This is a genomic window from Okeania sp. KiyG1 (assembly GCF_014132355.1).
Taxonomy (GTDB): domain Bacteria; phylum Cyanobacteriota; class Cyanobacteriia; order Cyanobacteriales; family Microcoleaceae; genus Okeania.
On sequence record NZ_BLZO01000011.1, the window covers coordinates 85,590 to 112,495 of the forward strand.

A 26,906-nucleotide genomic window follows, 5' to 3' on the forward strand; every position below is an offset into this window, starting at 1 on the left:
TTTATTTTCTATTCCCTACTCCCTACTCCGTAAAACGAAGGATTTTTGTACCTGACGCTTCTTGAGAATTGCTGTAGTATATAGTAAACAAAAACTATAATAATCTTATTTTAGTTAGGCATAAAATATCTTCAAATTAAGGAGCATCTGAACTGAGAATATGAAATACGGGAAAATAATTTCTGAATTTCGGTCTATTTATTTGTTTTTATAAATTATTTAATACTGCTATATAACCGTAGAAATATTTAGTTTTTAACACTCATGCGTTGTGTAATTTTGAGATAAATAATTATTAGCCTATTTGATAGGGAATAGAATAACTTCAGAAATAAACAAAGTGAAATCCCCTCGTCATATCCAATTGACCAAGAGAAGAAAAAAAGTTTTTTTTTAGTCAATCCTTTTCTTTTCAAGGATGGGTAATTGTTAATTATTAATTATTAATTATTAATTGTTGAACATGTATTTAAAATCTCTGACTAAATTAGTTGCTCAAATTTCCGGAAAAGTTCCCATCCGTATCACTCTAATAGTGCCATTTGTAGTGCAAATTTTTGGGGTGGTAAGTTTGGTGGGATATATTTCCATGAGAAATGGCCAGAGAGCTGTTAATGATGTAGTTACTCAACTATTAAATGAACAAGTTGCTAGGGTTGAACAAAGTTTAGAAGCTTATCTTCGTGTTCCTCATCAGGTTAATCAAATTAATGCTGCTGCTATTCGTAATGGTCAATTAGATTTAGAAAATACCTCTCTATTAGAAAATTATTTTTGGCAACAACTACAAATTTTTGATGTTTTAACTTTTACGGGATTAGGGTTAGAAAATAAGGTCAATTTGGGGGCGGAAAGATTTGATAATGGTACTCTGACTGTGAGAGTTTCCACCGCAGAAAGTAACTATATTTTTGAAACTTATTCTACAAATCAATTTGGCGAGCGGGTTGAGTTATTAAGCAGTATTAAATTCGATCCGCGCACTCGACCTTGGTATAAAGCTGCTGTGGCAAGCGGTCAACTTATTTGGAGTAAAATTTATCCTAATACTGCTGGTATTACTGCTTATCTTGGTGCATCGATGCCTTTTTATAATCAGCAGGGAAAATTGCAGGGTGTATTACTAACTAATATTAATCTGTCAAAAATTGGAGATTTTTTAGGTGGCTTAAAAGTTGGTAAAACAGGACAAGTTTTTATTATTGAGCGTTCGGGAATGTTAGTGGCTACTTCTACGGGCGAAAAGCCTTTTCATACTACAAATAAAGCTTATGGAGCCCAACGAGTTAAAGCTACTGAAAGCCAGAATGATTTGACTAGAGCTACAGCAAAATATTTAGCCAAAGAGTTTAACTTCAATCAATCAATTAATAGTCAACAATATCTAGAATTTAAATTTGAAGGTCAACGAGAGTTTATTAATGTCAAACCTTTTCAAGATAAATATGGTTTAGATTGGTTGATAGTAGTAGTAATTCCAGAAACAGATTTTCTAGAACAAATATATCAACAGACAAAGATTACGATTGTACTTTGTCTATTAGCTTTACTTTTAGCAACGGCAATTGGAATTTTAACATCTCGTTGGTTGGTGCAGCCAATTTTACAATTAAAAGATGCAGCTACTGCTTTATCAGAAGGAGAATTTAATCAGATAATAAATTTACAACGCGAGGATGAAGTAGGTGTCCTTGGTAAAGCTTTTAATTCTATGGCTTTTCAGTTACGAAATTCCTTTGATATTCTCAAAACGAAGAATGAACAACTAGAACGTTTGGATAAATTAAAAGATGAATTTTTAGCTAATACATCCCATGAACTTCGTACTCCTTTAAATGGAATCATTGGCATTGCAGAATCATTGATAGATGGAGCCGCAGGAAAATTGCCATCCCAAGTTAAAACTAATCTTTCTATGATTGCTACTTCTGGTAGAAGATTATCAAATTTGATTAACGATATTCTAGATTTTTCTAAACTTAAACATCGAAATATTGAGTTGCAAATAAAACCAGTGGGAGTTAGAGAACTAACAGAAATAGTGCTGACTATTTCTCGTCCCATGATTGGCAAAAAGTCTTTACAACTAATTAATTCTATTAGTCATGATATGCCGTTTGTGGATGCTGATGAAAATCGACTCCAGCAAATTTTTTACAACTTAATTGGTAATGCAATTAAATTTACAGAGTCAGGTACTGTTGAAGTATCGGCTAAACTTTTAGAAAATCAAGAAATTGAATCTACTAATCAACTTCCCCTACTAGAAATTACTATTGCCGATACAGGTATTGGCATTCCAGAGGATAAATTAGAGAGAATTTTTGAATCATTTGAACAAGCAGATGGCTCTACAGCTAGAGAATATAATGGAACAGGTTTAGGTTTAGCTATTACTAAAAAATTAGTAGAATTACATGGTGGTAATTTGTATGTTTCATCAGAAATTGGAGTATGGTCTAAGTTCAAATTTACTTTGCCAATATCTCAAAATCAAACAGTTGATTTTCCACAACTTTCTTGCCCTTTACCAATATCTTTAATTACAGAATTGGGGCAAAAAAATCAAGATATAGCTTTAGAAGGTTTAGTAGCCGAAAGTGGAGACTTTAAAATTTTAATTGTGGATGATGAACCAGTAAATCTCCAAGTTATCATAAATAATCTAGCTTTACAAAATTATGCTATTACTCAAGCTAATAATGGTATTGAAGCATTAGAAATAATTGAAAATGGCTTGATTCCAGATTTAATTTTACTGGATGTAATGATGCCTCACATGACAGGTTATGAAGTGACAAAGAAGCTGAGGGAAAAATTTTTACAAAGTGAATTACCAATTGTGATGTTAACAGCAAAACCATTAATTTCTGATTTAGTCGAAGGTTTTCTTTCAGGGGCAAATGATTACTTAACGAAACCTTTTTCTAAACCAGAATTACTTGCCAGAATTAAAACTCATATTCGTTTAGCTAAAATAAATGCTGCTTATGGTCGTTTTGTTCCCCATAGTTTTTTACACTTTTTAAGACGCGAGAGTATTGTGGATGTCAAATTAGGGGATAATGTCAAGAAAAAAATGTCAATTTTATTCTCTGATATTCGCTCTTTCACAACCTTAAGTGAAACTATGACTCCAGAGGAAAACTTTAAATTCATTAATGCTTATTTGTCTCGAATGGAACCAGCAATTTTAGAGAATGAAGGCTTTGTTGATAAGTATATTGGTGATGCCATTATGGCTCTTTTTGGAAGAAGAGCAGATGATGCGGTTAGTGCCGGAATTAATATGTTAAAAAGTCTGGATTTATATAATCAAGAACGCCAAAAAATCCAGCAGCAACCTATTAAAATTGGCATTGGAATAAATACCGGCGACCTAATGTTAGGAACTGTGGGAGGTGGTAAAAGAATTGATGGTACAGTAATCAGCGATGCTGTTAATTTAGCCTCTCGTTTAGAAAATTTAACTAAGTTCTATGGAGCCAATATTTTAATCAGTCAAAATACTTTATTTGATTTAGAAGAATTCGATAAATTTAATTATCGTTTTTAGATAGAGTTAAAGTCAAAGGCAAAAAAGAAGCAGTTGCAGTATTTGAAATTTTGGATGGAGATGCTGAAGCACAAAAGCAATTAAAAATTCAAACCAAAACTGAATTTGAACAAGCTATTATTTTTTATTATCAACAGAAATATTCAGCAGCAAAAGAAATTTTCTTAAATATTTTCCACATCAACCCCGAAGACAAAGCTGTAAAACTTTATCTCAAACGTTGTAAAAAATCTCAAATTTACGGCATTCCAGAAGAATGGAAAAAAGATATAGTAATTACAGATAAATAGTAAGTAATATTATGGTAAGCATTTCCTGCGGAATGCTGCGCAAACAGCTATTAGCTGTCAGCTCTCAGCAAAAGAAGGAGGTTTTAATGAATATAGACTGTTTAGCCAGCTTTTATAGGAACTATAAATTCTGACTCAATTAGTAAAGTAAAGCTGTAAGTATTCAGCCATAAGCAGTCAGCTCTCAGCTTTTTAATTAACAAAGCAACCATCGGCTTAACTTCATAATACATTTTCAACTAATTATTGGAAATTTCCAGAAAAGAGGGAACGGGGAACAGGGAACAGGGAGGAATAATTGATAATTTATGGGTAATAATTGATTTTATTTTTGATTTTTACCAGATGTCTATTGGAAATCTCTCAATTACTTTTTTCTCCTTTAAAGGTAATAAAAAAAACTGATAGCTGATGGCTGATAGCTGAATGCTGACGGCTGAATGCTTACATATTATGTCTGGTTGAATACTTATACAGTAATACCAATTTGAAAAAAGAATGCTATGAAAAGTGCCTCTCGACCAGACATACTTAAAAATAGTGGCTATCGTGCATTTTGAATAGTTATTCATATCTTTTTTACCTTTTTTTCAATATTTCCTTCTTCTTCCTTCTTCCTTCTTCCTTCTTTCGTACGGACGCCCTTATGCAACGTCCCTACTATTTGTAACAAACACTTATCAAATTGGTATAAGCATTTCCTGCGGAATGCTGCGCAAACAGCTATTAGCTGTCAGCTTTCAGCTTTCAGCTCTTAGCTTCAGGGTTTAAATGAATATAGACTGTTTCAGCTAGCTTTTATAGTAAGTATAAATTCTGGTTCAATTAGTAAAGTTTTTATCTAAAACTAAAAGCAAAAGAAATAATATTTTCTTATATTCAATCCTCTCGGTTTTAACCAGAGGTAATTATCAATTATCCATTATTAATTATCCATTAATGAATTCTTCCCTGCTAATACTATTTATAACAAGTACTTATCACCCTTGGTATTAGCTACTTTGATTTTTGTTACATACTTTGTTTTTTTGTTGTAAAAATAAATTAATATACTCAACCATTCCCTAGAAAAAATCCTTGATCGGATGGTATAATTAAAAAATCTTAATTTAAGACGAGTCACACAAAAACACTATATATAGTAAACAAAAACTATAACGTTACAGATATATAGCGTTTATACCTCATACCTTGTGTAACCCCTCATGAAAATTCAAGTATTATAAATAAAACTAAAATGCTTACTAAAGATAAACAACAAACAAAACAAAATTGGAAACAAATAGCCAAACAATTTGAAGCAGTTGTAGGCAAAAAAGGCGTAGTTCAACGCAAAGAAGAATTATTAGTATATGAATGTGATGGTCTAGCTAGCTATCGTCAACGTCCCGCATTAGTAGTATTACCACGCACTACTGAACAAGTCGCAGAAGCAGTAAAAATATGCGATCGCTTGAATATTCCTTGGCTTCCTAGAGGTGCAGGAACTGGTCTTTCTGGAGGAGCATTACCAATAGAAAATTGTGTTTTAATTGTCACTTCATTAATGCAGAAAATCCTGAAAATAGACTTAGAAAATCAACAAGTTGTTGTACAACCAGGAATTATTAATAATTGGGTAACACAAGCAGTTAGTGGAGCTGGTTTTTATTATGCTCCTGACCCTTCTAGTCAAATTATTTGTTCTATTGGTGGGAATATTGCCGAAAATTCTGGGGGTGTTCATTGTCTCAAATATGGTGTGACAACTAATCATGTTTTAGGGTTAAAAATAGTTACTCCCGAAGGTTCAATAGTTGATATTGGCGGACAAATTCCAGAGATGCCTGGTTATGATTTAACAGGTTTATTTGTAGGTTCCGAAGGTACCCTGGGAATAGCTACAGAAATTACTCTCAGAATCCTCAAATCTCCTGAATCAGTTTGCGTGCTTTTAGCAGGATTTCCTAATATTGAATCTACCGGACAAACTGTGTCAGATATTATCAGTTCTGGCATTATTCCTGGGGGGATGGAAATTATGGATAATTTCAGTATTAATGCTGTGGAAGATGTGGTCAAAACCAATCTATATCCGCGAAATGCTGCTGCTGTTTTATTAGTAGAATTAGACGGTTTAGAAGTAGAAGTTGAACAAAACAAAAAGCGCATCAAAGAAATATGCGAAAAAAATGGAGCTATAGAAATAACTACTGCTCATGAACCAGAAAAACGGATGAAGTTATGGAAAGGACGGAAAGCTGCTTTTGCTGCTGCTGGTAATATTAGTAAAAATTACTATGTACAAGATGGAGTAATTCCTCGGACAAAAATGGCTTATGTTTTAGGTGAAATTGAAGGAATTAGTCAAAAATATGGTTATCGTATTGCTAATGTATTTCATGCCGGGGATGGGAATCTTCACCCGTTAGTTTTATATGATGATGCTGTTGAAGGTGCTTTTGAAACTGTGGAAGAAATAGGTGGAGAAATTCTCAAGATTTGCGTAGAAGTTGGTGGTAGTTTATCTGGAGAACATGGCATTGGTTCAGATAAGAAATGTTATATGTCTTTAATGTTTAATGAGACAGATTTAGAAACGATGCAATGGGTAAGGAGTGTTTTTAATCCCAAGGGTTTAGCTAATCCTGAAAAAATATTTCCTACACCTAGAACTTGTGGAGAGTCTGCTAATATTCAGCAGGTTAAACAGTTTCAGGGAGCAGAAGTTTTTTAAATTTTATTTGCCCTAATTAGGGTTTGCTGAAAAAGTCTTTTAACCCACCCCTAACCCCTTCCAACCCACCCTAACCCCTCCCAGGAGGGGAAGGTAGGAGACAACCCACCCCTAACCCCTCCCAACCCACCCTAACCCCTCCCAGGAGGAAGGTAGGAGACAACCCACCCTAACCCCTCCCAGGAGGGGAAGACAGGAGAAATGGAAATTATAGAGGAGGTAGGAGGAAGAATAATCCCTTGATTATTCTGCGCAACTATGAGCCTAAAATGCTAATTTTTTGAACCATTACAACCATTAAGGCTAGACTTTTTTCAACTAAAAAATGCGCTCAACCTTTATATGTCAATGCTTTTAGATTTAATCAGCAAACCCTAATTATAAATATTTTCTAGTGACTAAATCAAAAAACTGTAGATGAAGATAGAGGCTATAAAACATCTTTTTTGTGACGGCAAGTTAGCGTTACTTTTAGAGAAGGGGAGTATGATCTAGCGATAAATTTTCCACTTCCTACTTCCTCTTTATTTTTCAGTCAGATTACACATAAATATCAACCCCATCTTTATTTTAAATAGATATCAAATGGGTTCTATAAACCTCCTAGTTAACATCTTCCTTCTCTACTCATGCGTATGTCACAATAAGACAATGCAATACAAGTGTGCTTCAGGCGAAAGAAAAAAAATCCTTTTAGCCAATTCTCTTCTTTATAAGAAGAGGTAATTATTAATTATTAATTGTTAATTATTAGGCGAAAATACTCTGAAGGTAAGAATTTCACCATATCTTTGACTTCCCAATATAAATTTTTGTACTCTTCATCCAACCGCCATAAGCAAGTCTACTTAATAGCCGCCAATAAAGCAAAGAATCTCCCATTAAAACTGTGTTTGGTTAATGAGAGATTATTAAAGTATTGCGGTTAGATATTCTTTTTGGCCTGTGGAAATAGGACTTTAAACCCAAATTTTGGGTCTATCCTAGTTACTAAGAACAACAGCAAGGAATATATGAATTAGGAGGTGTATAATTACTATTATCTCGGTTGTTAAGCCAGTTTGATAATTCTTCTTTTGTGAGTGTTGCTTCACTAAATTGTGGGCAAGGTGGAAAGGCAATCATTACTGTCAAAACATTAGGACTATTTGGAGTAGGATCTTGAATAGACCCATTAGCAATAGTAGCATCAGTTTTAAATACTACTATGCCAGACTCAATGTCATGCTTATTAAAAAGTGGAAAGTTATAAAGACCTTTGCTTTCATCCTTAACGTCAGCAAAAACTTTACTCAAAAATTCACCGTATATAGTCTTGTCTTGAGGTTTTGCACCCATTAATTTTGCCAAAGAAGGCAATTTATCTGTAGAAGTATGGTTTTCTAACTTATCAAAATTTTTTGTAGGGTTTTGAAACCAGTGTCTAGCTTGTTTGGCCAAAGGATCTGATTCTGCATATAACCATATATAGGAAATAATTTGAGAAATCATCTTTGTTCGAGTCAGTGCATGTCGCAGAAATGAACCTTGAAATAGTTTGTCAGAGTTTGAGTTTTCTAACAATTGGTTTTCAGCTAACTCTGAAGACTTTTGCCGATCGCTTACACGCAAATTTTCGGGCGATAATACCATAGTGCAACCTACCTAATAGTCTTTTATTAAAGTTGAAAAATCTTTTCTCTAAAAGAGTCTGAAATTTTTAGTTTAATGATACCAGTTCTCCAAAAAAGGAGAAAGGTATTTAGACTATATCCTAGCAAATTGAAACCTGCAAATTTTACCTCAAACTCCTCAAACTTTATAGAAACATTTAGGATTATCCCAAACAATCTTTTTAACTATCTCCTGAGATAAGTTTCCCTCAAGTTCAACAACATTTTTCACAATATCTGGCTGACGATAAATATGTGGATAATCTGAGCCAAATGTTAAATTATCAGACCCAATAAATTCAATTATCCCAGAAAGATAAGCTTCAGATGGGTCAGCCGCAATATAACATTGACAGTGACAATATTATCGTCAGGCGATCGAGTGAAGTTTACCACTTTGCTTACTTATGACTCATTTTTTTAAGGCTTAATTTAAGTACAACAACTCATTGGTAAATAAGGATAGGGAGGTAAAACATATTCTATATGAATACCATCTTTTGAGTTCCACTTTTTCTTTGCAAATGGGAATTCTGTAGATTTTGGTTTCCGTACTATATCTTGTGAATATGCCCAATTTTTGATAGTATCGGCAGTTAGTATGGGTTGAAATAGTCCATCGTCATCGCAATCTGCCTTTTCTACTACATTAGGACGTTGAGGATAAGGAATAAACACTCTATAGAAAGGAGGTTGATTCTTTCCTACCTGCTGAATGTCTTCCATAGTCCCTACAAAGCTGTTCCAAACGACCTGAATACTGTATAAACAAGACGCTTCATAAGTAGACATAATGGGACTCTTTAATACTTCTATATATCGATCGCCTTTTTTGTAATAAGCTTGTCCACAAAACAACAAATTCAAACAGATATTTCGCCAACTTTCTTGATTTTTCTTGATAATCATTTGACGGTCAGATTTAGTTGCTGAAGATTCAGACTTAGTACGATCTGGCGGTCTATTAGCACTCAGAAATAGTTTCCTAATAATCTTTAATGCTAATACTTTCTCTTCTTTTATTTCAGCCTCTTGGTTACTACTAATTTTTGGGTCTACTAATGATGTCTTTTCATCAATGGTAGCCTCTATTTGATCGTCCCTGAGCCATGTCTCAGCAATCAATTGAGATAATTTTCTAGCTGCCAGAAGCCTCCGCAAAGCATGATATTGATTGATGAACATCTTATCATCTATGCTTTTTTTCTTAAACTTCATCACTGCCTTCATGTCTAATCCCTCATGGGGAAAATTGTCTATTTTTTCATTTCCTATTCCTGGCAACTTTTCTTTTAAATATTTTTTAGTTCCTGTATATACTGTTGTTTTGATTCCGAGATGAGAGTTATCATCTTCTTCCACTAAAAGAATTTGGTATTGAAAATTTTCCCCTGAGATAAATTTGGGGATAGAACTTCATATCCAGATAATTTTTGATTATTAGTGCTATCTAAATCGAAAGGCATCATAAATCTTACCGAATAATTAAGGTTTAAAGCCTCTCCTTTAAAGGAGAAACAAGAAAAAACTTTCCTTTTATTCAATCCTCTTCCTTTTAGGGAGAGGTAATTATTAATTATTAATTATTAATTATTAATTGTTTAATACCTCCTCAAATTGTTATTTAATCATCTAAAAAGACCAGTCATTTCAGCTATCAGTTATCAAAATAATTGGGTCGTGCAACCTCACCTTTTAAGGCCAAATATTTTTAGAGGTTTGCTCAAATCACCGTAATAACTTCTGACTTCTGACTTCTGACTTCTGACTTCGTTAACCTTTCTGCTGACGACGCAAACTAGCCATTGCTAAACTCACAACACCAACAGAAAATAGTGACATAGAAACTGGTTCTGGCACTGTTGCTAATTCATCTGCCAATCCTTCTCCTATAATCACATCCCCTAGTTTAACTTGAAATGCTAGTTCCGAACGATGGGGAGCTGGGTTATCTTTATCTTTAAGGTCTCTAGGATCTCCAGTCCAAGTCATAGTTGTTGTACCCGTCAATGTGAAACTCTCCTCTAGATCGGTTAACCATAAATATTGGGAACTATTCCAATAATCACATCCTTCAGAGCAGGTAAAACTAGAATTTTCCGCGATCGCCTGACCATTTAGGATTAGATTATCTACCACAACACTATTATCTTGTTTACGAGCTGTTGTGCGGATAAATAAATCGTTTAAAGTATCTGTAATACTGTATTCCAAAGTTTTTCCACCAATTTCGTAGGTTAGTGTACCGTCATCGAATGTCAGAGTAAAATCTTCTCCTTGTCCGTTTACCCAATCAAAGGAACGGTACTCAGTGGGAACTATTTGATGGCCATTTTCATTATCGTAATGGATGTTAAATTCATGTTCTGCTGCTCCTGATAGATCCCCAATTCGTCCCTCTGCAGCAACATCTATTGTTGCACCTAGTTTATTAAAATCTGCTTCGCCATTGATAACACCTCCTAGAGTAAAAGCATTTGCTGAAACTGGCGCTCCCAAAAATCCGACCGCTGCTGCTAATGCTAGGAATGATGTGTACTTATTCATCTACTTTGCTCCTTGACCCTCTTGTTTTTCTACAATTCCAATCTAAGCTACTAAGAAGCCGATCCGCCACTAAAATAGTAATAATTTACACAATCTTTAAGGTAAGTGAGGAGCTTAAGTATTAATAGGTAAAAGCCATAATTATAAGATAATCAGCGTATCTGCAAATATACGTGATACTGAGTAATAATTCAATTCATGTATCAGTATTTACTCGTGATTCTCTGTATAGCAGAAGGAAGAAGGAAGAGGGAAGAAGGAAGAAGGAAGAAGGAAGAGGGAAGAGGGAAGAAGGAAAAGTATTATTACACAGGACTTACGCAGAGACTCTATATATAGAGAGGGCGAATGCCATTACCCCCTACAGATGGTGGTTTGACAGTCAATTTGCGTAAGTCCTGATTACAATTGATAACTGATAACTGAATAACTGAAATGACCCTTGATAGAATAAAATTATTTTGGCAAGAAAATTTGACCAAGAAATAAGGTCTCTAGTCTCCCCTTTTAAGGGGATAAAAAAGAAAATTCCAGATTTAAAGTCTCTGACTTTCCTAGGTCATGCTGCGCAAACAGTGGTCGGTACTGATAACTGATAACTGTTAACTAATAACTGAAATAATAAATATGCTCAATCAACCTAATTTTAATCCCGCTTACTTAGTTGAAACCCTAGAACCAGATACGGTATTTTTCATATCTGAAAGAGAATCTGTCTGTTTACAAGACCCTCTTTATTATCGTTTAGTTCAGTTAATTGATGGTCAGCGAAATGTTGATGAAATTATCGATATTCTACAATTAGAAATTCTACAAGACCAAGAATTAACACAAGAAAATCCTAATTTTTTCAAGAGATTCTGAATTTTAGTATTAAAATCCAACAAGCTATATTTCAATTACACAAACAAGGATATCTATTAGAAAACAATGATTTATTACCGTCTAATTTAGCTATTCTTTGTCATCATCTCCAGATTCTTCAGTCTCAAGCTAGTCATCAATTACAATCGACTAAAGTTACTGTCAAAACATTAGGTTCGGTAACAGATGAAGAATTTATTTCTCTGTTAAAATCTTTTCATATTCAAGTAGCTGAAGACGGAGATTTAACGATTATTCTAACTGACGATTATCTCCATCCTGATTTAGCTGAATTTAATCAACAAGCTTTAGCCTCTCAAGCTCCTTGGATGTTAATCAAACCATTAGGAACTATTGCTTGGATTGGACCTTTATTCCAACCTAATCAAACAGGATGTTGGGATTGTTTTGCCCAACGTTGGCGAGATAATCGACCGATTGAAGAGTTTATTAATAGAAAGAAAGAAGGAGCAAAACTTTTAACTCCTCCCCTTGGTTTTTCTCAGGCAACAATTCAAACAACTTTAAATATAGCTGCGACAGAAATTTTTAAATGGATTATCCAAAAAGGCAATCCTAGATTAGTAGGAAATCTGATTACTTATGACCATCTAACTCTACAAACTCAAAACCACATTTTAGTTAAACGTCCTCAATGTCATAGCTGCGGAAATGTATTTAATAAACAACCTTTACCTGTAGTTTTAGGACATCGAAAAAAAGCCTTTACTGCTGATGGCGGACATCGTTTTTGTTCTCCCGAAGAAACTTTGAGAAAGTATCAACATCATATTAGTCCGATTACAGGTGTTGTACGAGAATTAGCTAAAATTCCCAGTCAAGGATTACTTCATACTTATGTTGCTAAACATCATTTTCGCAATGTTTTCAACAATTTAGATAGTTTACGGCAAAATATGGGTGGTAGAAGTGCGGGGAAAGGAAGAACCGATAGTCAAGCAAGAGCAAGCGGTTTTTGTGAGGCGATCGAACGTTATTCTGGGGTTTTTCAAGGAGATGAAATTAGGGAGCAAGGGAGTTATGAAAAGTTGGTAGAAAAAGCTATTCATCCAAATCAGTGCATGATTTTTAGCGAGGAACAATATCAAAATCGAAAAGAGTGGAATGTTGAGTGTAAAGGGTGGTTTCAAAAAGTACCAGAACCTTTTGATGAAACGAGAATAATTGATTGGACTCCTGTATGGTCTTTGACAGCTCAAGAGTTTAAATATTTACCTACTTCTTACTGTTACTATGGTTATCCTGAATCTGATTCTTCTGATTTATTAGATTGTTGGTCTGATTCTAATGGTTGTGCTGCGGGAAATACGATAGAGGAGGCAATTTTACAAGGTTTTATGGAGTTGGTAGAAAGAGATTGTGTGGCTTTATGGTGGTACAATCGGTTGTCAACACCTCAAGTGGATTTAGACAGTTTTGACCAGCCTTATTTTCAGCAGTTAAAACAATATTATCAAAGTCTGAATCGGGATTTATGGGTGTTAGATATTACGAGCGATTTGAATATTCCTTGTTTTGCTGCTATTAGTCCTAGAAAGGATAGAGAGGTAGAAGATATTGTATTGGGATATGGGGCGCATTTTGACCCAGAAATTGCTATTAGTCGAGCGTTGACTGAGGCGAATCAAATATTGCCTAATGTAGTATCTTTTCAGGAGGATGGCACAACGAATTATCCCCCTTCTGCTGATGTATTAGCTCTTAAATGGTGGCAAACCGCAACTTTAATTAATCAACCTTATTTGGTTCCTAATAATGAAGTTATTGCTAAAAAAAGTAGTGATTATTTTCAATTAGCTAGTGACGACCTATTAGAAGATGTTAAATTGTGTCAGCAAATTGTTGAGAAAAATGATATGGAACTATTAGTATTAGACCAGACTCGTAGTGATGTTGGGTTGAGGGTAGCTAAGGTCATTGTTCCAGGAATGCGTCATATGTGGAAGCGATTAGGGTTAGGAAGATTATATGATGTTCCGGTTAAAATGGGATGGTTGAAAGAGTCTTTAAAGGAAGAGGAATTAAATCCTTTTCCTATGTGGATGTAAATAGGGTTTGCTGAAAAAGTCTTATGGGTAAGGGTAGGAGACAGGAGACAGGAGACAGGAGACAGGAGGAACAGGGAATTATAGAGGAGGTAGAAGGAAGAATAATCCCTTGATTATTCTGCGCAACAAAGCCGCCTAAAATGCTAATTTTTTGAACCATTACCACCATTAAGCTTGGACTTTTTTTAACTAAAAAATGCGCTCAACCTTTACCTGTAAATGCTTTTAGATTTAATCAGCAAACCCTAAATAATTTTTAATAATATTATGTCAGGAGTCAGGAGAGAAGAAGGAAGTTTTTGTTCGCGTTTGCGTAGTATTCCGTAGGAAAGTGGAACGAAGTTCTATTGCTAATTAGGGTTTGCTGAAAAAGTATTTTGGTATGGGGTAGGAGTCAGGAGTCAGGAGGAATTTAGAGGAGGTAGTCGGATATTTTATCCCTTGATTTTTCTGCAATTATTCTTCCTTTTATTCTAACTTTTTGGTCGCTAAAGCTGAAAAAGTTGCACTCTTTTTCGCTGTAAAAAAGCTAAAACTTTTACCTGTCAATCCTTTTAAATTTAATCAGCAAGCTCTAATTAAACGGACATCATATAAGGTAAGCATTTCCTGCGGACTGCTGCGCAAACAGATATTAGCAGTCAGCTATCAGCAAATAATGAATAATTTCTTATAAGCTTAAAGAAGCATAATTTTACAGTAAGTTTTAATTCTATCCAAATTTATCAATTGCTTTTATCTCTTCCGATGGTCTTTTAGGGGATGAAAATTAAAATATTCCTGATTTGCATTCCGTAGGAAAGTGGAACGGAATTCTATCGCTAATTAAACGGACATCATATAAGTTACTTTCATTAAGTTTTAGTCTAGTTAATCACTAAGAAAAAGAGTTTAAGAAAGAGAGTGAACAAGTCTCTCTTTGTGAGGGGATGAAAATTAAAATACTCCTGATTTTAAGCTACTAACTTCAGGGGATAGTCACTGTTAACTGATAACTGTTAACTGTTAATTGAACAGAGGAGGCGGACTGAACTCTGTTCTATTGCCTATTCATGCAGCAAAGCCATTTCATAGATTTTTTGTTAAAGAATATAGTAGAGAAAAACCCCCAAAAAATACAACAGGAAATGAGATCATCAAAATTATTAAACCTAAAGGAGCACCAGAAGAAATTACATAGACTAATATTGCTGTATAGGGAACTAATAAACATATTCCAGCAAGAGTTAATTTTTTAGGAGTCCATTTAATATCTTTTTTGAGAGGTTCTGTCAGTAATTTTTCGTCTTTTATAAGTTTAAATTTTCCCATTACCTACTCCTACGACTAATAATCATTACATAGTTTAATTTTACTTACTTTTATTGTAACTATTCCATAAAACTGAAGCAAGCTCAGTATTATTCCCAGTCAAACTGCATTCCTAAATATTCTTCTAACCTCTGATTATGAGGTTGAAAATATTCACTCAACCTCTGGCGCATCTGATTATTTATTGGTGAATAAGATCCAGGGTTTAACTTTCTATATTCTGACAGTTGATGTTCTGGCATTCCTAAAAATTCAAAAACTTGTTTCATGGTTTCTACAGGTTTCTCATAAAGGTTTTCTCCTTTTAAAATCAGTAGTTGTTCTCTGGGAAATACTGTTAACCATTTATTGATAAATTCTATATAAATACCACGTCCTATATAGTTACCTGGTTTCTGCCAATAATTTTTGTCTCCCTCTGGTTTTTCGGGATTTTTTCTGAGTATTTCTAACTCGGAATTTATGGCTGTTTCAAAGGAGCGGTCTTCCCAATTTAGTCTAATCCAATGATGGTATTGAGAAAAGGCTCTATCTATAGGATTTCTCAATATTACTAATAGTTTAACTTCTGGAAATACATTATATATTCGCTCGGCAGCTTGATGATTTTCTAGATAGTTAGGGGTTGCTTCTCCGGTGATAAAATTTTCTGATTTAGGAATTGGAGGAAAGTGAGCAAGATACCAATTAATTCCTTTGTTGAAGTCTCGATACCAAAAATGTGTTTCTTTTTTTATTGCTGGTATTACATGGGGGTTTTGAGCGATGTAATTTTCTAGTGAAGTTGTACCACTTTTTTGAGCGCCAATAATAATAAAGTTAGGACCTCTGGCATTTTGTAAATTCCAATGTTGTTTAACAAAGGAGGGATTAAGTTGACGGGTTTTGTTGTAGGAGGCGGTTTGATAATTTTTGATTGCTGCATCTAGGTTTCCTGTTGCTGTGAGAATTTCTCCGAGGTTAATGTAAGACCAAATACTGTCTTGATTTTCTTGAGTAATTTTTTGAAATAATTTTAATATTTGCTTGAGTTTTCCTTGTTTAATAATAAAGTTTAATAAGTTTGAATAGAAGAAAAACCAGGGATATTCGGGTTTGAGTTGAATGGCGTGTATATAAGTTTTTATGGCTTCATCAAATCTCTGAAGTTTGAAGAATATGTTGCCTAGTTGATAGTGAGAACGGAAATTTTTGGGATTTTTGTTGACGGTGTTTTGGCAGTTGGTAAGTTCCTGGTCTCGTTGATTTTTTTTGTTTTCTAGTTGAGTCAGTTTGTTAGTAATTTCTGGATGATTTTGCTGGACTTGCAAACCCAGGTTATAAATTATTATTGCTGCATTAAATAAATTTTTCTGTCCTAGTAAGTTTCCTAATTTTAAGTAAAATTCTGGTGCTTCTGGCTGAATTGATAATTCTTTAATTGTGCTGGATTTTTGTAGTTGAGGGTTTTGAATAATCTGGGAATAATAGTGAATAGTTTCTGGTAAATTTGATTGAGATTGTTGTTCGAGGGCGTATCCTAATTTTTCATGGATGTTTGACAAATCTTGATTAATTTTAAAGGCATAAAGAAAAGCTGTTACTGCTTCATTCCACCTTTGTAAGTTGATGAATGTTTCTCCTAAACTGTAGTAAGACCAGAGAAAATTTGGATTTAATTGAATAGCTTGATGGTAAGCAAGGGTAGCTTTATCTAATTCCTCTTTTTCTTGGAAAATATTTGCTAATTTATGATGAACTACCCAAGTTTCAGGCTGTAATTTTATGGCTTTTTGATAAGCAGTAATTGCTGCATCTAATTTTTTTTGATTGACTAAAGCATCTCCAAGACAATGATAAGTAACAGCAGCTTCAGGGTTTAGTTGAACTGCTTGTTCATAAGAGGAAATAGCTTTTTCCCACTGCTGAATATTGGTGAAAGCTTTGCCTAAGCTGTGATGAGACCAGGAAAATTTGGGATTAAGTTGAATAGCTTTTTGGTAGTTTAATATAGCTTCTTGCCAATTTCCTTCGCCACTATAAATTTCCCCCAAATTATGATGTGCTTGGGATAGATTTGGATTTAACTTAAGCGCTTGTTCGTAACAGGCGATCGCTTCTTTCTTTTGCTGGTATTTTAATAGAGTTTTTGCCAATTTCAGATATTCTAAATCTTTTGCCAATTCTGGCTTTAAATTCAGTGCTTTATACAAATAAGAGGCAGCTAACTCTGGCTTATCTGTTTGAGTAAATATTTGTGCTAAAGCACTATAAGCACTGGCAAAATTTGGTTGTATATTAGTAGCTTTTTCGTAGCAAGTAATAGCTTGATGCCATTGCTGTTGTTTGACATAAATTTTACCTAAATTTGCATGAATTTCAGCTAAATTTGGTTGTTTTTCTAGAGCTTTTTTATACCAATCAATAGCTGAGTCTAAGGCATCTATTTTTTCCATAATTTGCCCTATGGTATTACTAGCTGGTGCAAAATCTGGAACTAATTCTAAAGCTTTTAAGCAAGCGTTATAAGCCTTTTCAAAATCTCCTTGAATCAGATAATTTTCTGCTTGCTGGTTTAATTTTAATGCTGCTACCTCTGAATTTTCCATTAAATTAATATTACTAAAGCACTTTGGTAAATGCGAGACGAATAATTGTTTATCCAGGCAGATTCTGGTTGCTTTTTCACATAGTTAGTAAAGACTTTTTTAGCTTCTAAAATGCGTAATGCGCAACTCAAGCTAAGTTCGCATTGCACGTTTGTTAACTTTGGTCATGGCAGAAGTTCCATTAACCATCAAGATGCCATAGTTGTAAACTAAACGAGCATAACTAGCACATTGAGCCATTTTTGAACGCTTCTGATTACTGAGTTTTAATTTCAATTTTTTGGCGTACAATCAAATCACCTCCAACCATGTTGTCAAGTATTTTTTTGGCTAAGTCAAAAAAATCCCCTTTTTTTTCAGTTCTTGCCGCAAATTGCTAGAGATATTGATAGTAGCAATCAGCTCCTAGTCTCCCCATTAATAATTATGTATAAATCAGGAAGTTAAGACCTGAAATTTGACTGTTATCTTAAAGTCTAGAATATAGTGTAGCACTACGCAAATATATGAAGACAGATAAGGAAAAATCATCTATAACTAAATTTCTTTATTCATAGACTTTTTCTTCACTATTCGCTGTTGTCCATTCTCTATTCTTTAGCCGTAGCGCTATAGTTATCATATTCATAAAATATAGTTTTTTCTAATTAGCTGGTAAGCATTTCCTGCGGAATGCGGAGCTAACAGCTATTAGCATTATTAGGTGTTAGGTCGTAGGTTGTAGATGTTGGGAAATATACCAATTTTATGTGAAGTGGCACAGAATTATGAAATTTATTAACTTGTCTATCTCGATCTACAGTCAACCTCAATCAAGATATTATTCTATGCAGCTTCATATTAATTTGGTAGTAAAAATTCAGCCGTCAACTATTAGCTATTAGCTATTACAGCAATTTTCTAGTTGATGAAGTACAAAATTTTAGGACTTTGGGAGTAGGGAGTAGGAAAAAAAAGATTAATTTTAAAACTGTACCTCACGCTTCCTCAAAAGTACTTTCATTAATGGATAATTGATAACTACCTCTGGTTAAAACCGTCCTTGATTGAATATAAGGAAATATTATTTCTTCTCTTGGTCGATTGGATATGACTCCGAGACCTCGTCATCCCACCTTTCGGGAAGCTCCGCTCACGACCGCTTTTTTCCCCTTAAAAGGGGAGGCTTTAAACCATAATTATTTAATTATTAATTATTAATTATTCGGTAATTTTGGGGAAGGTTAAAGTAACCTTTGAAGTTTAAAAATAATAAAAAATTACTGCCAAATTCCTTAGACAAAACCTTAGAAGTAATTAGGGTTTGCTGATTAAATATTAAAGCATTGACTGATATTAGTTTGAGGTTTTTTATGTCTTGAAAAAGTATTAGCTTTTCAGTTGCTCAGATTCAAAAAGTGAGGATTTTCGGGTAGCTATGACAGAAAAATCACTCTTACTATTCTTTTGGCTACTGACTCTATAATTCCCATTTATTCTATCTCCTAACTACTCCCTACTCCCTACAAAGAGCAAAAAGACTTTCCATACACAAACCCTAAATATTAAAGCATTGACTGATATTAGTTTGAGGCTTTTTATGTCTTGAAAAAGTATTAGATTTTGAGTTGTTCAGATTCAAAAAGTAAGGATTTTCGGGTAGCTATGACAGAAAAATCACTCTTACTATTCTTTTGGCTACTGACTCTATAATTCCCATTTATTCTATCTCCTAACTACTCCCTACTCCCTACAAAGAGCAAAAAGACTTTCCATACACAAACCCTAAATATTAAAGCATTGACTGATATTAGTTTGAGGCTTTTTATGTCTTGAAAAAGTATTAGATTTTGAGTTGTTCAGATTCAAAAAGTAAGGATTTTCGGGTAGCTATGACAGAAAAATCACTCTTACTATTCTTTTGGCTACTGACTCTATAATTCCCATTTATTCTATCTCCTAACTACTCCCTACTCCCTACAAAGAGCAAAAAGACTTTCTTCAGCAAAGCCTAAATATTAAAGCATTGACTGATATTAGTTTGAGGCTTTTTATGTCTTGAAAAAGTATTAGCTTTTGAGTTGTTCAGATTCAAAAAGTAAGGATTTTCGGGTAGCTATGACAGAAAAATCACTCTTACTATTCTTTTGGCTACTGACTCTATAATTCCCATTTATTCTATCTCCTAACTACTCCCTACTCCCTACAAAGAGCAAAAAGACTTTCTTCAGCAAAGCCTAATTATTTATTAGTAATTGCTGATAGCTGTTTGCGCAGCATTCCGCAGGAAATGCTTACATTTGGTATGACTGGATTCTGGCTTAATAAGAACTCTTAATATCGGGTTTAAATCAAGATCAAAAACAATAGCTGATGTCTGAATGCTTACCGAATAAATAATAATTAATAATTAAATAATTCGCTCCTTGAAGCTTCCCCTTTTAAGGGAAAAAAAGTGGTCGTTTTGCTGGCGCATAACTACGTTAACGCTACGCGACATTTTTGCGTAGCATTCCGCAGGAAAAAGCGTAGCTTCCCGAAGGGTGGGATGGCCAGGTCTCGGAGCCATATCCAATCAACCAAGAGAAGAAATAATATTTCCTTATATTCAATTCCGTAAGGGTTTTCACCAGAGGTAATTATCAATTATCCATTATCCATTATCAATGAATGAAAATTACTTCCAATCAAATTTCATGCCTAGATACTCTTCTAATTTTTGATTATGAAGTTGAAATAATTCACATAACTGGCAATATATATCTGCATTAATTGGAGAATAAGAACCAGAAAAATAATGTTTATAATCTAATAATTGATGATTTGGTAGCCCTAAAAAATCAAAAACTTTCTTTGTAGTAGCTGCGGGATTTTCATACATATCTTCACTTTTCAGAATTAAAAATTGTTCCCTTGGAAAAATATTCATCCACTCTTGAATAAAATATAAGTAGAAGCCCAGACTTAAATATTTTGGTTTGATACTCCGCAGAAAATCTGCATTAATAATTTGAGATTGATTTGTAGTTTTTGACAATTTCTTCATTTCTTTAGCTATTACTTCTTCAAAACTTCTTTTTTCTGTTCCTTGTTGTTTAATCATATAGTAATGAGAAACTGCTCTTTCTATAGGATTCCTTAAGATAGCAATTAACTTAATTTTGGGAAAATAGTTAAACACTTTATTTACTGCTTCTAAAGAATACATATAGTTAGGTGTTGCTTCTCCTGTAGAAAAATTATACTGTTTTGGAATTTCCGGAAACTGAGATGAATACCAATCAATTCCTTGGTGAAAATTCAGATCGAAAAAATGTAATTCTTTATTAACAGCAGGTAAAATTGAGGGATGTTTTATTAGATAAGAATATAGAGATGATGTACCACCTTTAACTGTGCCAATAATCAGAAAATCTGGTTTGCCTGAGCCGATAAAATCTCCATATTTTTTGACAAATTCTGGACGGTTTCTTGTTAGTTTTGTAGATAAAACTTTTTGATAGTAACTACTAGCTTCCTTAATTTTACCTTGTTGAGTTAAGATATTAGCTAAGTTCAAATAGTGTTCTGAAAATTCTGGCTTCATCTTAATAGCTTCTTGGTAACAATTAATCAACTGGTTTAATTGATTTTGATCTAATTTGACTAGCTGATAACGATGAATAGCTCTAAGTTTAGTATAAGCAGCAAATAAATCAGGTTGTAATTGAATAGCTTTTATATAACAAGCAATAGCTTCATCCGAATTTCTTTTTTCTAAAAGAGCATCTCCTAAATCCTTATGAACCAAAGCTAGAGCTGATTGAAAATCTTTGGCTTTTTGGTAATAAGCGATCGCTTCATCTATTAACCCTTGTTTGTGCAATATATAACCTAGCTGATAATAATACCAGTAAGCATCGGGATTTTTTTCCAGAGCTTGTTGATAAGTAGCTGCTATTTCATGCCATTTATTTGTCTTTAATAATGCTTCCCAATAGTTCTTGTAGTACCAAGAATTATTAGGGTCGATATCTATGGCTTTTTGATAAGTTATAACTGCTTCATCCCACTTTTTTAATTTAGCTAAAGCTTGTCCTAAATTATTATAATAAATTGATATATTGGGATTAATTTCAATAGCAATATGGTAGACATTTACAGCTTCCTTCCATTCTTTTAGTTCCATTAATGCCCTTCCTAGTTTTTGATAATACCAAGAATCATCCGGATTAAGTTTGATAGCCTTGTCGTAACTCGCAGTTGCTAAATTCCATTGTTTTTGTTGAGAATATAGATTACCTAAATTAAAATGAGCTGGGCTGAAATCAGGATTAATGGCAATTGCCTTTTGATAATAATCCTCAGCTAATTCTAGATTACCCATTGCTGCAACTATTCTGCCTTTAGTATTAAAAATTAATGCTAAATCTTCTATTTTTGCCAATACTTCATTACAGGTGGCATCTGCTTCCTTTAATTTTCCCTGAGCTAAATAAGATTCTGCTTTTTGGTTTAAATCGACTATTGATATTTTCTGTTCCACTATTTTTTTGCTCCAGAAAAATTGGACAACACTCTTACTCTTTATGTTTGGTGAATATGAATTTCTATATTACAGATAATGAGTCATTTCAGTTATCAGTTATCAGTTATCAGTTATCAGTACCTCTGGAATAAGGAGGTTTGACATAAGGAATATTCTATTTTTGTAAGCATGACCTAGGAAATGCTTACCTATTTTTTTATCCCCTTAAAAAGGGAGACTTTAGACCATAATTTTTCTGTAAAAGTCGTAAGCATTCAGCCGTCAGCTATCAGCCATCAACTATTAAAGAAGAAAAAAGCAATTTTATCAAAGCTTCAGAGTACGAATATCTGGTTGAGAATGTAGTAGAAATTAAACGAATGCTTGCTTCATTCATTAAAAAGCTTATAGCTGACCGCTAATAGCTGTTTGCGCAGCATTCCGCAGGAAATGCTTACCTCAAAAGTAATGCTATACTTAGGTGACGTTTCAGTTATTAAATAATTAATACCAAATTGATAAATGTTTGCTACAAATAGCTAGGATATTTATTAGGAGTCAACCCACCCCTAACCCCTCCCAGGAGGGGAAGTCAGTAGTCAGAATGAATGGTTTAAATACCATTTAAAAGGCATAAATCATCCTTTTTGTCAAAGAGTATATCCTGTAAAATCTTTTTATTCCTCTTACTATTCGTAACATTCTTTTTAAAATTGGTATAATACAGACAAAGTCCCTTTTTGCTAATTAGCAGCTTAGTTAATGTTAATTATTCTTATGTTTATTTCTCCCCTACTCCCCTACTCCCCTACTCCCCTACTCCCCTACTCCCCATTGATGCCTTTAAATAATATTTATCTTGTCTATAACTTTAGATACTAAGTCATTAATCTGATAATTATATACATTAACTGGTATCAATGTTACCTGACGATAATCAAGTAGTAAATCTTGAAAATGAGTTTTCATTATTGAAGATAAACTACGATTTTTATATAAAAGAAAAATCACAGGTGGGCGCTTTATATCGGAATAATTAGAGAGGATTTTTGGTATCATTCTTTGCTCAGAACCAATGATAAAAATATCTGCCATCATACAAGAATGAATTAAGTTAAAAAGTTTTTCATCATTCTCACCAATTATGCAGGCACAATTTTCTAGACTATTAAATTTGCTAAATTGATTGGATTCATAGGAATTACTAAGTTTGAAAATTTCTTGAGCTTCCGTAGTAGTCAAGTTCATTTTTTGAATGTTTCTTTTTATAAAATCAAAGCTACGCTTATAACCATCTGAAAAAATGCAGGTTGAGACATTTTCTTCTCCCAAATAGCAGATTAAACTTTTAGCAAATTGATAGTAATCTTCTACAGACAATGCATCTACTGTATCTACAAAAAATTTAGATCATTTAACCTTTTTCCAGATTTTTTTCTTCATCTCTTAAACTCTTTATAGATTTGATAAAAGAACCCCAAGTAGTTTTTATATGAGCTATATCACCGGTTCTAATGTGAACTAATAACTTGATTTTTTGAACATCAAAATTTTTCTGAATTTTAACTTGATGTCGATCATTTTCAAAGTAAATTTTTCTGAAGTTAAGATTGTCTTGATAGCTATGAATTTCTGAATTAATTAATGATAAAATTTTTCCCCTAGCTCTCGTGCCTTTATCTAGCATAAAAATCACAAGAGTATCATTACTAAAATTACGTTTATCGAGTAAATTCTGACAATATTGCTGTAACTCATTTAGGGACTTCATAGATTTTAAATCAGCAAAATTATCATCATTAAACTGTAAATATATCCAGCTATAATTACTCAGATGTATATTTTTAGTATTAACAGACCAATATCGATTAAACCCTAGAAAATCATAAACTTTTTGAGAACTACGATTACTGTTGAAATCAGTATGAATATATTCATAACCTAAAGACATACCTAATTTATAGAACATCATAAATTGAAGTAATTGGTCTGTAAATCCAGCGCGTGTAGGGATAATAGTAAAATTTATAGTTTTACTACTTTGACTAAAGTTAATTTCTTCCTTTTCTTTGAACAGATCTGTTTGTTTTAGAGAACGCTCCAATTTTTCATGGAACAGATAGTTATCTGGTCTTAACTCTACTGCACGACGGTAAGCTTGAATTGCTAACTGTAATTTTTTTTGTTGACTTAGTGCTTCTCCTAACTTGTAGTGAAATCTTGCTAAATTGGGATTAAGCTTGATACCTTGATGATAAATAAGAACTGCTCGATCTATTTTTCCTTGCTTGAGAAATATTTCCCCTATTTTACAGTAACTATCCCAAATATTAGGATTATTTTCAATTATTCGTTCGTAAAAAATAAGAGCTTCATTTAATTTACCCTGTTCATATAAAATATCTGCTAAATGTTTGCGAGACCAAGGAAAATTAGGATTAAATTCTGTAGCTTTTTGAAATGCTTCAACAGCATCATTTAATTTGCCCGTTTCTTGGAAAAGTTTTCCTAGTTTGTGAAATAAAACCCAGTTTTTCGGTAAAAGTTCAATTAAATTTTGATAACAATTGATAGCCCCATCTAGTTCCCCTCTCTCTACTAAAACTTCTCCTAATTTAGAATAAGCTTCCGATAAATTAGGATTTAATTCTATGGCCTCACGATAATCAATTATTGCCTCTTCCGTTTTACCCTCATTTAATAAAATATCCCCATGATTCACCTTTTCTAAAGCCGTCTTTTCTAATTCTATTTTTTTAGCTTGAGACCAATATTTTTTTGCCAAACTTAAGTTACCTAATTTTTGGCAAACCCTAGATAAATTTCGATAAGCACCAGGCAAATTTGGTTGTAATTCAATAGCTGTTTCATAGCAAGCTATAGCTGGTTGCCATTCATTTTGTTTAGCATATAAACTTCCAATATTTATGTATATCTCCGCCCAATTTGGCTGCTGCATTATAGCTTTTGTATACCAACTTATCGCCTCTTCTAACTTTCCCATTGCCTGTAATATATTTCCTAATGTTTTACAAGTCAAAGGATAAACAGGTAATATTTCTAGAGATTTTTCACAGCATAAATAAGCTTCATCTAATTTTCCAGCTTCTAAATAAGATTCTGCTTCTTGATATAAACTAAAAGCTGACATTTCTGGAGTTAAATTTGAATACATATTTCTGTTTTAAAATGTTTGAATTGAAGAAGGAGTCATTTCAGTTATCAGTTATCAGTTATCAGTTATCAGTCAGAATTTAGGAGAAAATAATAGTGGTCATTTCAGTTATCAGTTATCAGTTATCAGTTATCAGTTATCAGTTATTAGTACCTCTGCATTTTTGAGAAGTGGGTTCCCATCTATCAATGACTCTAAATTCTCTACAACGCTCCCGACGAGGAGAGCGCGGGTATAAATCCCAACGTTGAGATAAAAGATAATATTATAACTTGATTGTAGCCTACCCAGATTTTAATCTCTCTTTTCCCCTCTTATACCATTTCTCAAAAACTTTTCTACATTTTGTTGAACAGGGTAGTAGAGTAGTAGGGGAGTGAGGGAGAAGCAAACATAAGAATAATTAACATTAAATTAGCTAAAATTAGTAAAAAGTAATTTTGCTTATGCTGATTAGTTGACAACTGAAGTATGGCACAAGTATAGTACTATTTTTGGGAATTGGTATTAATTTCAGTTAAGTTTCATTCCTAAATATTCTTCTAGTCTTTGATTATGAATTTAGAAATAATCATTTAAAGTTCTAGGGATTGATAAATCAATAAATGTTGGAAATAATCTCATAACCTGATTGTAGTCCACCCAAATTTCAATCTATCTTTTTGTAAGCATTTCCTGCGGAATGCTGCGCAAACAGGTGTCAGTTATCAACCATCAGCTATTAACTTAATTGCCCTTTTTTGAGGAATCAGAGTTGAAAGATTTAATAGAATTAAAAGTCTGAAATAAATTAGCTACTTGCTCACGACTCAATATTACTCAAATCCTTAAACTACTAATTCCTGTTAACGTAGTTCCTCCGGAGGAGGAAAGCTCACCGCTAATTGCTGTTTGCGCAGCATTCCGGAGGAAATGCTTACCTCTTTTTTTGGAAAAAAATCAAAAAAATCGGGTCTCCATGCTGAATTTTTAAAGGAATAAAAAATCAAACTCAGGATTTTATTGCCTCCCTATTCCACGAAGTACTGATAACTGAATTTGTTCCTAATTCCAGTTAAACTTCATTCCTAAATACTCTTCTAGTCTGTGGTTATGAATTTAGAAATAATCATTTAAAGTTCTAGGGATTTATTCATCAATAAATGTTGGAAATAATCTCATAACCTGATTGTAGTCCACCCAAATTTCAATCTATTTTTTTGGAAAAAATCAAAAAATCGGGTCTCCATGCTGAATTTTTAAAGGAATAAAAAATCAAACTCAGGATTTTCTTGCCTCCCTATTCCACGAAGTACTGATAACTGAATTTGTTCCTAATTCCAGTTAAACTTCATTCCTAAATACTCTTCTAGTCTGTGGTTATGAATTTGGAAATAATCATTTAAAGTTCTAGGGATTGATAAATCAATAAATGTTGGAAATAATCTCATAACCTGATTGTAGTCCACCCAAATTTCAATCTATCTTTTTGTAAGCATTTCCTGCGGAATGCTGCGCAAACAGGTGTCAGTTATCAACCATCAGCTATTAACTTAATTGCCCTTTTTTGAGGAATCAGAGTTGAAAGATTTAATAGAATTAAAAGTCTGAAATAAATTAGCTACTTGCTCACGACTCAATATTACTCAAATCCTTAAACTACTAATTCCTGT

General features: G+C 33.4%; 16 protein-coding genes. 6 read left to right on the plus strand and 10 right to left on the minus strand.

Features of this window, described 5'->3' with window-relative positions:
* Nucleotides 1-463: 463 nt before the first annotated feature.
* The 3 genes from SAGCYANO_RS01090 to glcD all read left to right on the plus strand — a co-directional run bounded on the left by SAGCYANO_RS01090 (nucleotide 464) and on the right by glcD (nucleotide 6,562).
* Complete coding sequence (locus tag SAGCYANO_RS01090) at nucleotides 464-3,556, plus strand: ATP-binding protein (protein ID WP_307785791.1); 3,093 nt, start codon at nucleotides 464-466, stop codon at nucleotides 3,554-3,556.
* Between the two features lie 50 nt (nucleotides 3,557-3,606).
* A complete protein-coding gene (locus SAGCYANO_RS48930; RefSeq protein ID WP_307785792.1) occupies nucleotides 3,607-3,846 on the plus strand; it encodes a hypothetical protein in 240 nt (79 codons plus the stop codon).
* 1,237 nt (nucleotides 3,847-5,083) lie between these two features.
* Nucleotides 5,084-6,562, plus strand: a complete 1,479-nt coding sequence (gene glcD / locus SAGCYANO_RS01095; RefSeq protein ID WP_202218397.1) for a glycolate oxidase subunit GlcD — start codon at nucleotides 5,084-5,086, stop codon at nucleotides 6,560-6,562.
* A 990-nt stretch (nucleotides 6,563-7,552) separates the two neighbouring features.
* Here glcD and SAGCYANO_RS01100 read toward each other — a convergent pair.
* From SAGCYANO_RS01100 to SAGCYANO_RS01115, 4 genes are all read right to left on the minus strand, one after another.
* Complete coding sequence (locus SAGCYANO_RS01100; RefSeq protein ID WP_202218398.1) at nucleotides 7,553-8,194, minus strand: hypothetical protein; 642 nt, start codon at nucleotides 8,192-8,194, stop codon at nucleotides 7,553-7,555.
* A 159-nt stretch (nucleotides 8,195-8,353) separates the two neighbouring features.
* A complete protein-coding gene (locus SAGCYANO_RS01105) occupies nucleotides 8,354-8,557 on the minus strand; it encodes an amidohydrolase family protein (protein ID WP_202218445.1) in 204 nt (67 codons plus the stop codon).
* An 89-nt stretch (nucleotides 8,558-8,646) separates the two neighbouring features.
* Entirely contained in the window at nucleotides 8,647-9,576 is a 930-nt protein-coding gene (locus SAGCYANO_RS01110; RefSeq protein WP_202218399.1) for a hypothetical protein, read from the minus strand.
* Between the two features lie 411 nt (nucleotides 9,577-9,987).
* Complete coding sequence (locus tag SAGCYANO_RS01115; protein WP_202218400.1) at nucleotides 9,988-10,761, minus strand: choice-of-anchor W domain-containing protein; 774 nt, start codon at nucleotides 10,759-10,761, stop codon at nucleotides 9,988-9,990.
* Nucleotides 10,762-10,934: 173 nt separating this feature from the next.
* On the opposite strand from SAGCYANO_RS01115, the gene SAGCYANO_RS01120 reads away from it, so the two are divergent.
* The 3 genes from SAGCYANO_RS01120 (at nucleotide 10,935) to SAGCYANO_RS01125 (ending at nucleotide 13,694) form a co-directional block, all read left to right on the plus strand.
* Entirely contained in the window at nucleotides 10,935-11,156 is a 222-nt protein-coding gene (locus tag SAGCYANO_RS01120) for a hypothetical protein (RefSeq protein ID WP_202218401.1), read from the plus strand.
* A gap of 232 nt (nucleotides 11,157-11,388) precedes the next feature.
* The gene (locus SAGCYANO_RS43795; protein ID WP_237395492.1) at nucleotides 11,389-11,625 is read left to right on the plus strand and encodes a hypothetical protein; all 237 of its coding nucleotides are present in this window, start codon (nucleotides 11,389-11,391) and stop codon (nucleotides 11,623-11,625) included.
* 329 nt (nucleotides 11,626-11,954) lie between these two features.
* Nucleotides 11,955-13,694: a TOMM precursor leader peptide-binding protein gene (locus SAGCYANO_RS01125; RefSeq protein WP_237395502.1), complete on the plus strand. Its 1,740-nt coding sequence runs from the start codon at nucleotides 11,955-11,957 to the stop codon at nucleotides 13,692-13,694.
* A 1,068-nt stretch (nucleotides 13,695-14,762) separates the two neighbouring features.
* Here SAGCYANO_RS01125 and SAGCYANO_RS01130 read toward each other — a convergent pair.
* The 6 genes from SAGCYANO_RS01130 to SAGCYANO_RS01155 all read right to left on the minus strand — a co-directional run bounded on the left by SAGCYANO_RS01130 (nucleotide 14,763) and on the right by SAGCYANO_RS01155 (nucleotide 25,254).
* The gene (locus SAGCYANO_RS01130; protein ID WP_202218402.1) at nucleotides 14,763-15,005 is read right to left on the minus strand and encodes a hypothetical protein; all 243 of its coding nucleotides are present in this window, start codon (nucleotides 15,003-15,005) and stop codon (nucleotides 14,763-14,765) included.
* An 89-nt stretch (nucleotides 15,006-15,094) separates the two neighbouring features.
* Nucleotides 15,095-17,593, minus strand: a complete 2,499-nt coding sequence (locus SAGCYANO_RS01135) for a tetratricopeptide repeat-containing sulfotransferase family protein (protein ID WP_202218403.1) — start codon at nucleotides 17,591-17,593, stop codon at nucleotides 15,095-15,097.
* 132 nt (nucleotides 17,594-17,725) lie between these two features.
* Entirely contained in the window at nucleotides 17,726-17,884 is a 159-nt protein-coding gene (locus SAGCYANO_RS01140) for a hypothetical protein (protein ID WP_202218404.1), read from the minus strand.
* Nucleotides 17,885-20,249: 2,365 nt separating this feature from the next.
* Complete coding sequence (locus SAGCYANO_RS01145; protein WP_202218405.1) at nucleotides 20,250-22,097, minus strand: tetratricopeptide repeat protein; 1,848 nt, start codon at nucleotides 22,095-22,097, stop codon at nucleotides 20,250-20,252.
* 825 nt (nucleotides 22,098-22,922) lie between these two features.
* Nucleotides 22,923-23,459, minus strand: coding sequence for a hypothetical protein (locus tag SAGCYANO_RS01150; RefSeq protein ID WP_202218406.1), 537 nt, complete (start codon nucleotides 23,457-23,459; stop codon nucleotides 22,923-22,925).
* 34 nt (nucleotides 23,460-23,493) lie between these two features.
* Complete coding sequence (locus tag SAGCYANO_RS01155) at nucleotides 23,494-25,254, minus strand: tetratricopeptide repeat protein (RefSeq protein WP_202218407.1); 1,761 nt, start codon at nucleotides 25,252-25,254, stop codon at nucleotides 23,494-23,496.
* Between the last annotated feature and the right edge of the window lie 1,652 nt (nucleotides 25,255-26,906).

Excerpts from the sequence above, each read along its gene's own strand:
- SAGCYANO_RS01090 (WP_307785791.1), top strand. The coding sequence starts at position 464 with ATGTATTTAAAATCTCTGACTAAATTAGTTGCTCAAATTTCCGGAAAA.
- glcD (WP_202218397.1), top strand. The coding sequence starts at position 5,084 with ATGCTTACTAAAGATAAACAACAAACAAAACAAAATTGGAAACAAATA.
- SAGCYANO_RS01100 (WP_202218398.1), bottom strand. The coding sequence starts at position 8,194 with ATGGTATTATCGCCCGAAAATTTGCGTGTAAGCGATCGGCAAAAGTCT.
- SAGCYANO_RS01115 (WP_202218400.1), bottom strand. The coding sequence starts at position 10,761 with ATGAATAAGTACACATCATTCCTAGCATTAGCAGCAGCGGTCGGATTT.
- SAGCYANO_RS43795 (WP_237395492.1), top strand. The coding sequence starts at position 11,389 with ATGCTCAATCAACCTAATTTTAATCCCGCTTACTTAGTTGAAACCCTA.
- SAGCYANO_RS01125 (WP_237395502.1), top strand. The coding sequence starts at position 11,955 with ATGTTAATCAAACCATTAGGAACTATTGCTTGGATTGGACCTTTATTC.
- SAGCYANO_RS01130 (WP_202218402.1), bottom strand. The coding sequence starts at position 15,005 with ATGGGAAAATTTAAACTTATAAAAGACGAAAAATTACTGACAGAACCT.
- SAGCYANO_RS01135 (WP_202218403.1), bottom strand. The coding sequence starts at position 17,593 with ATGGAAAATTCAGAGGTAGCAGCATTAAAATTAAACCAGCAAGCAGAA.
- SAGCYANO_RS01155 (WP_202218407.1), bottom strand. The coding sequence starts at position 25,254 with ATGTATTCAAATTTAACTCCAGAAATGTCAGCTTTTAGTTTATATCAA.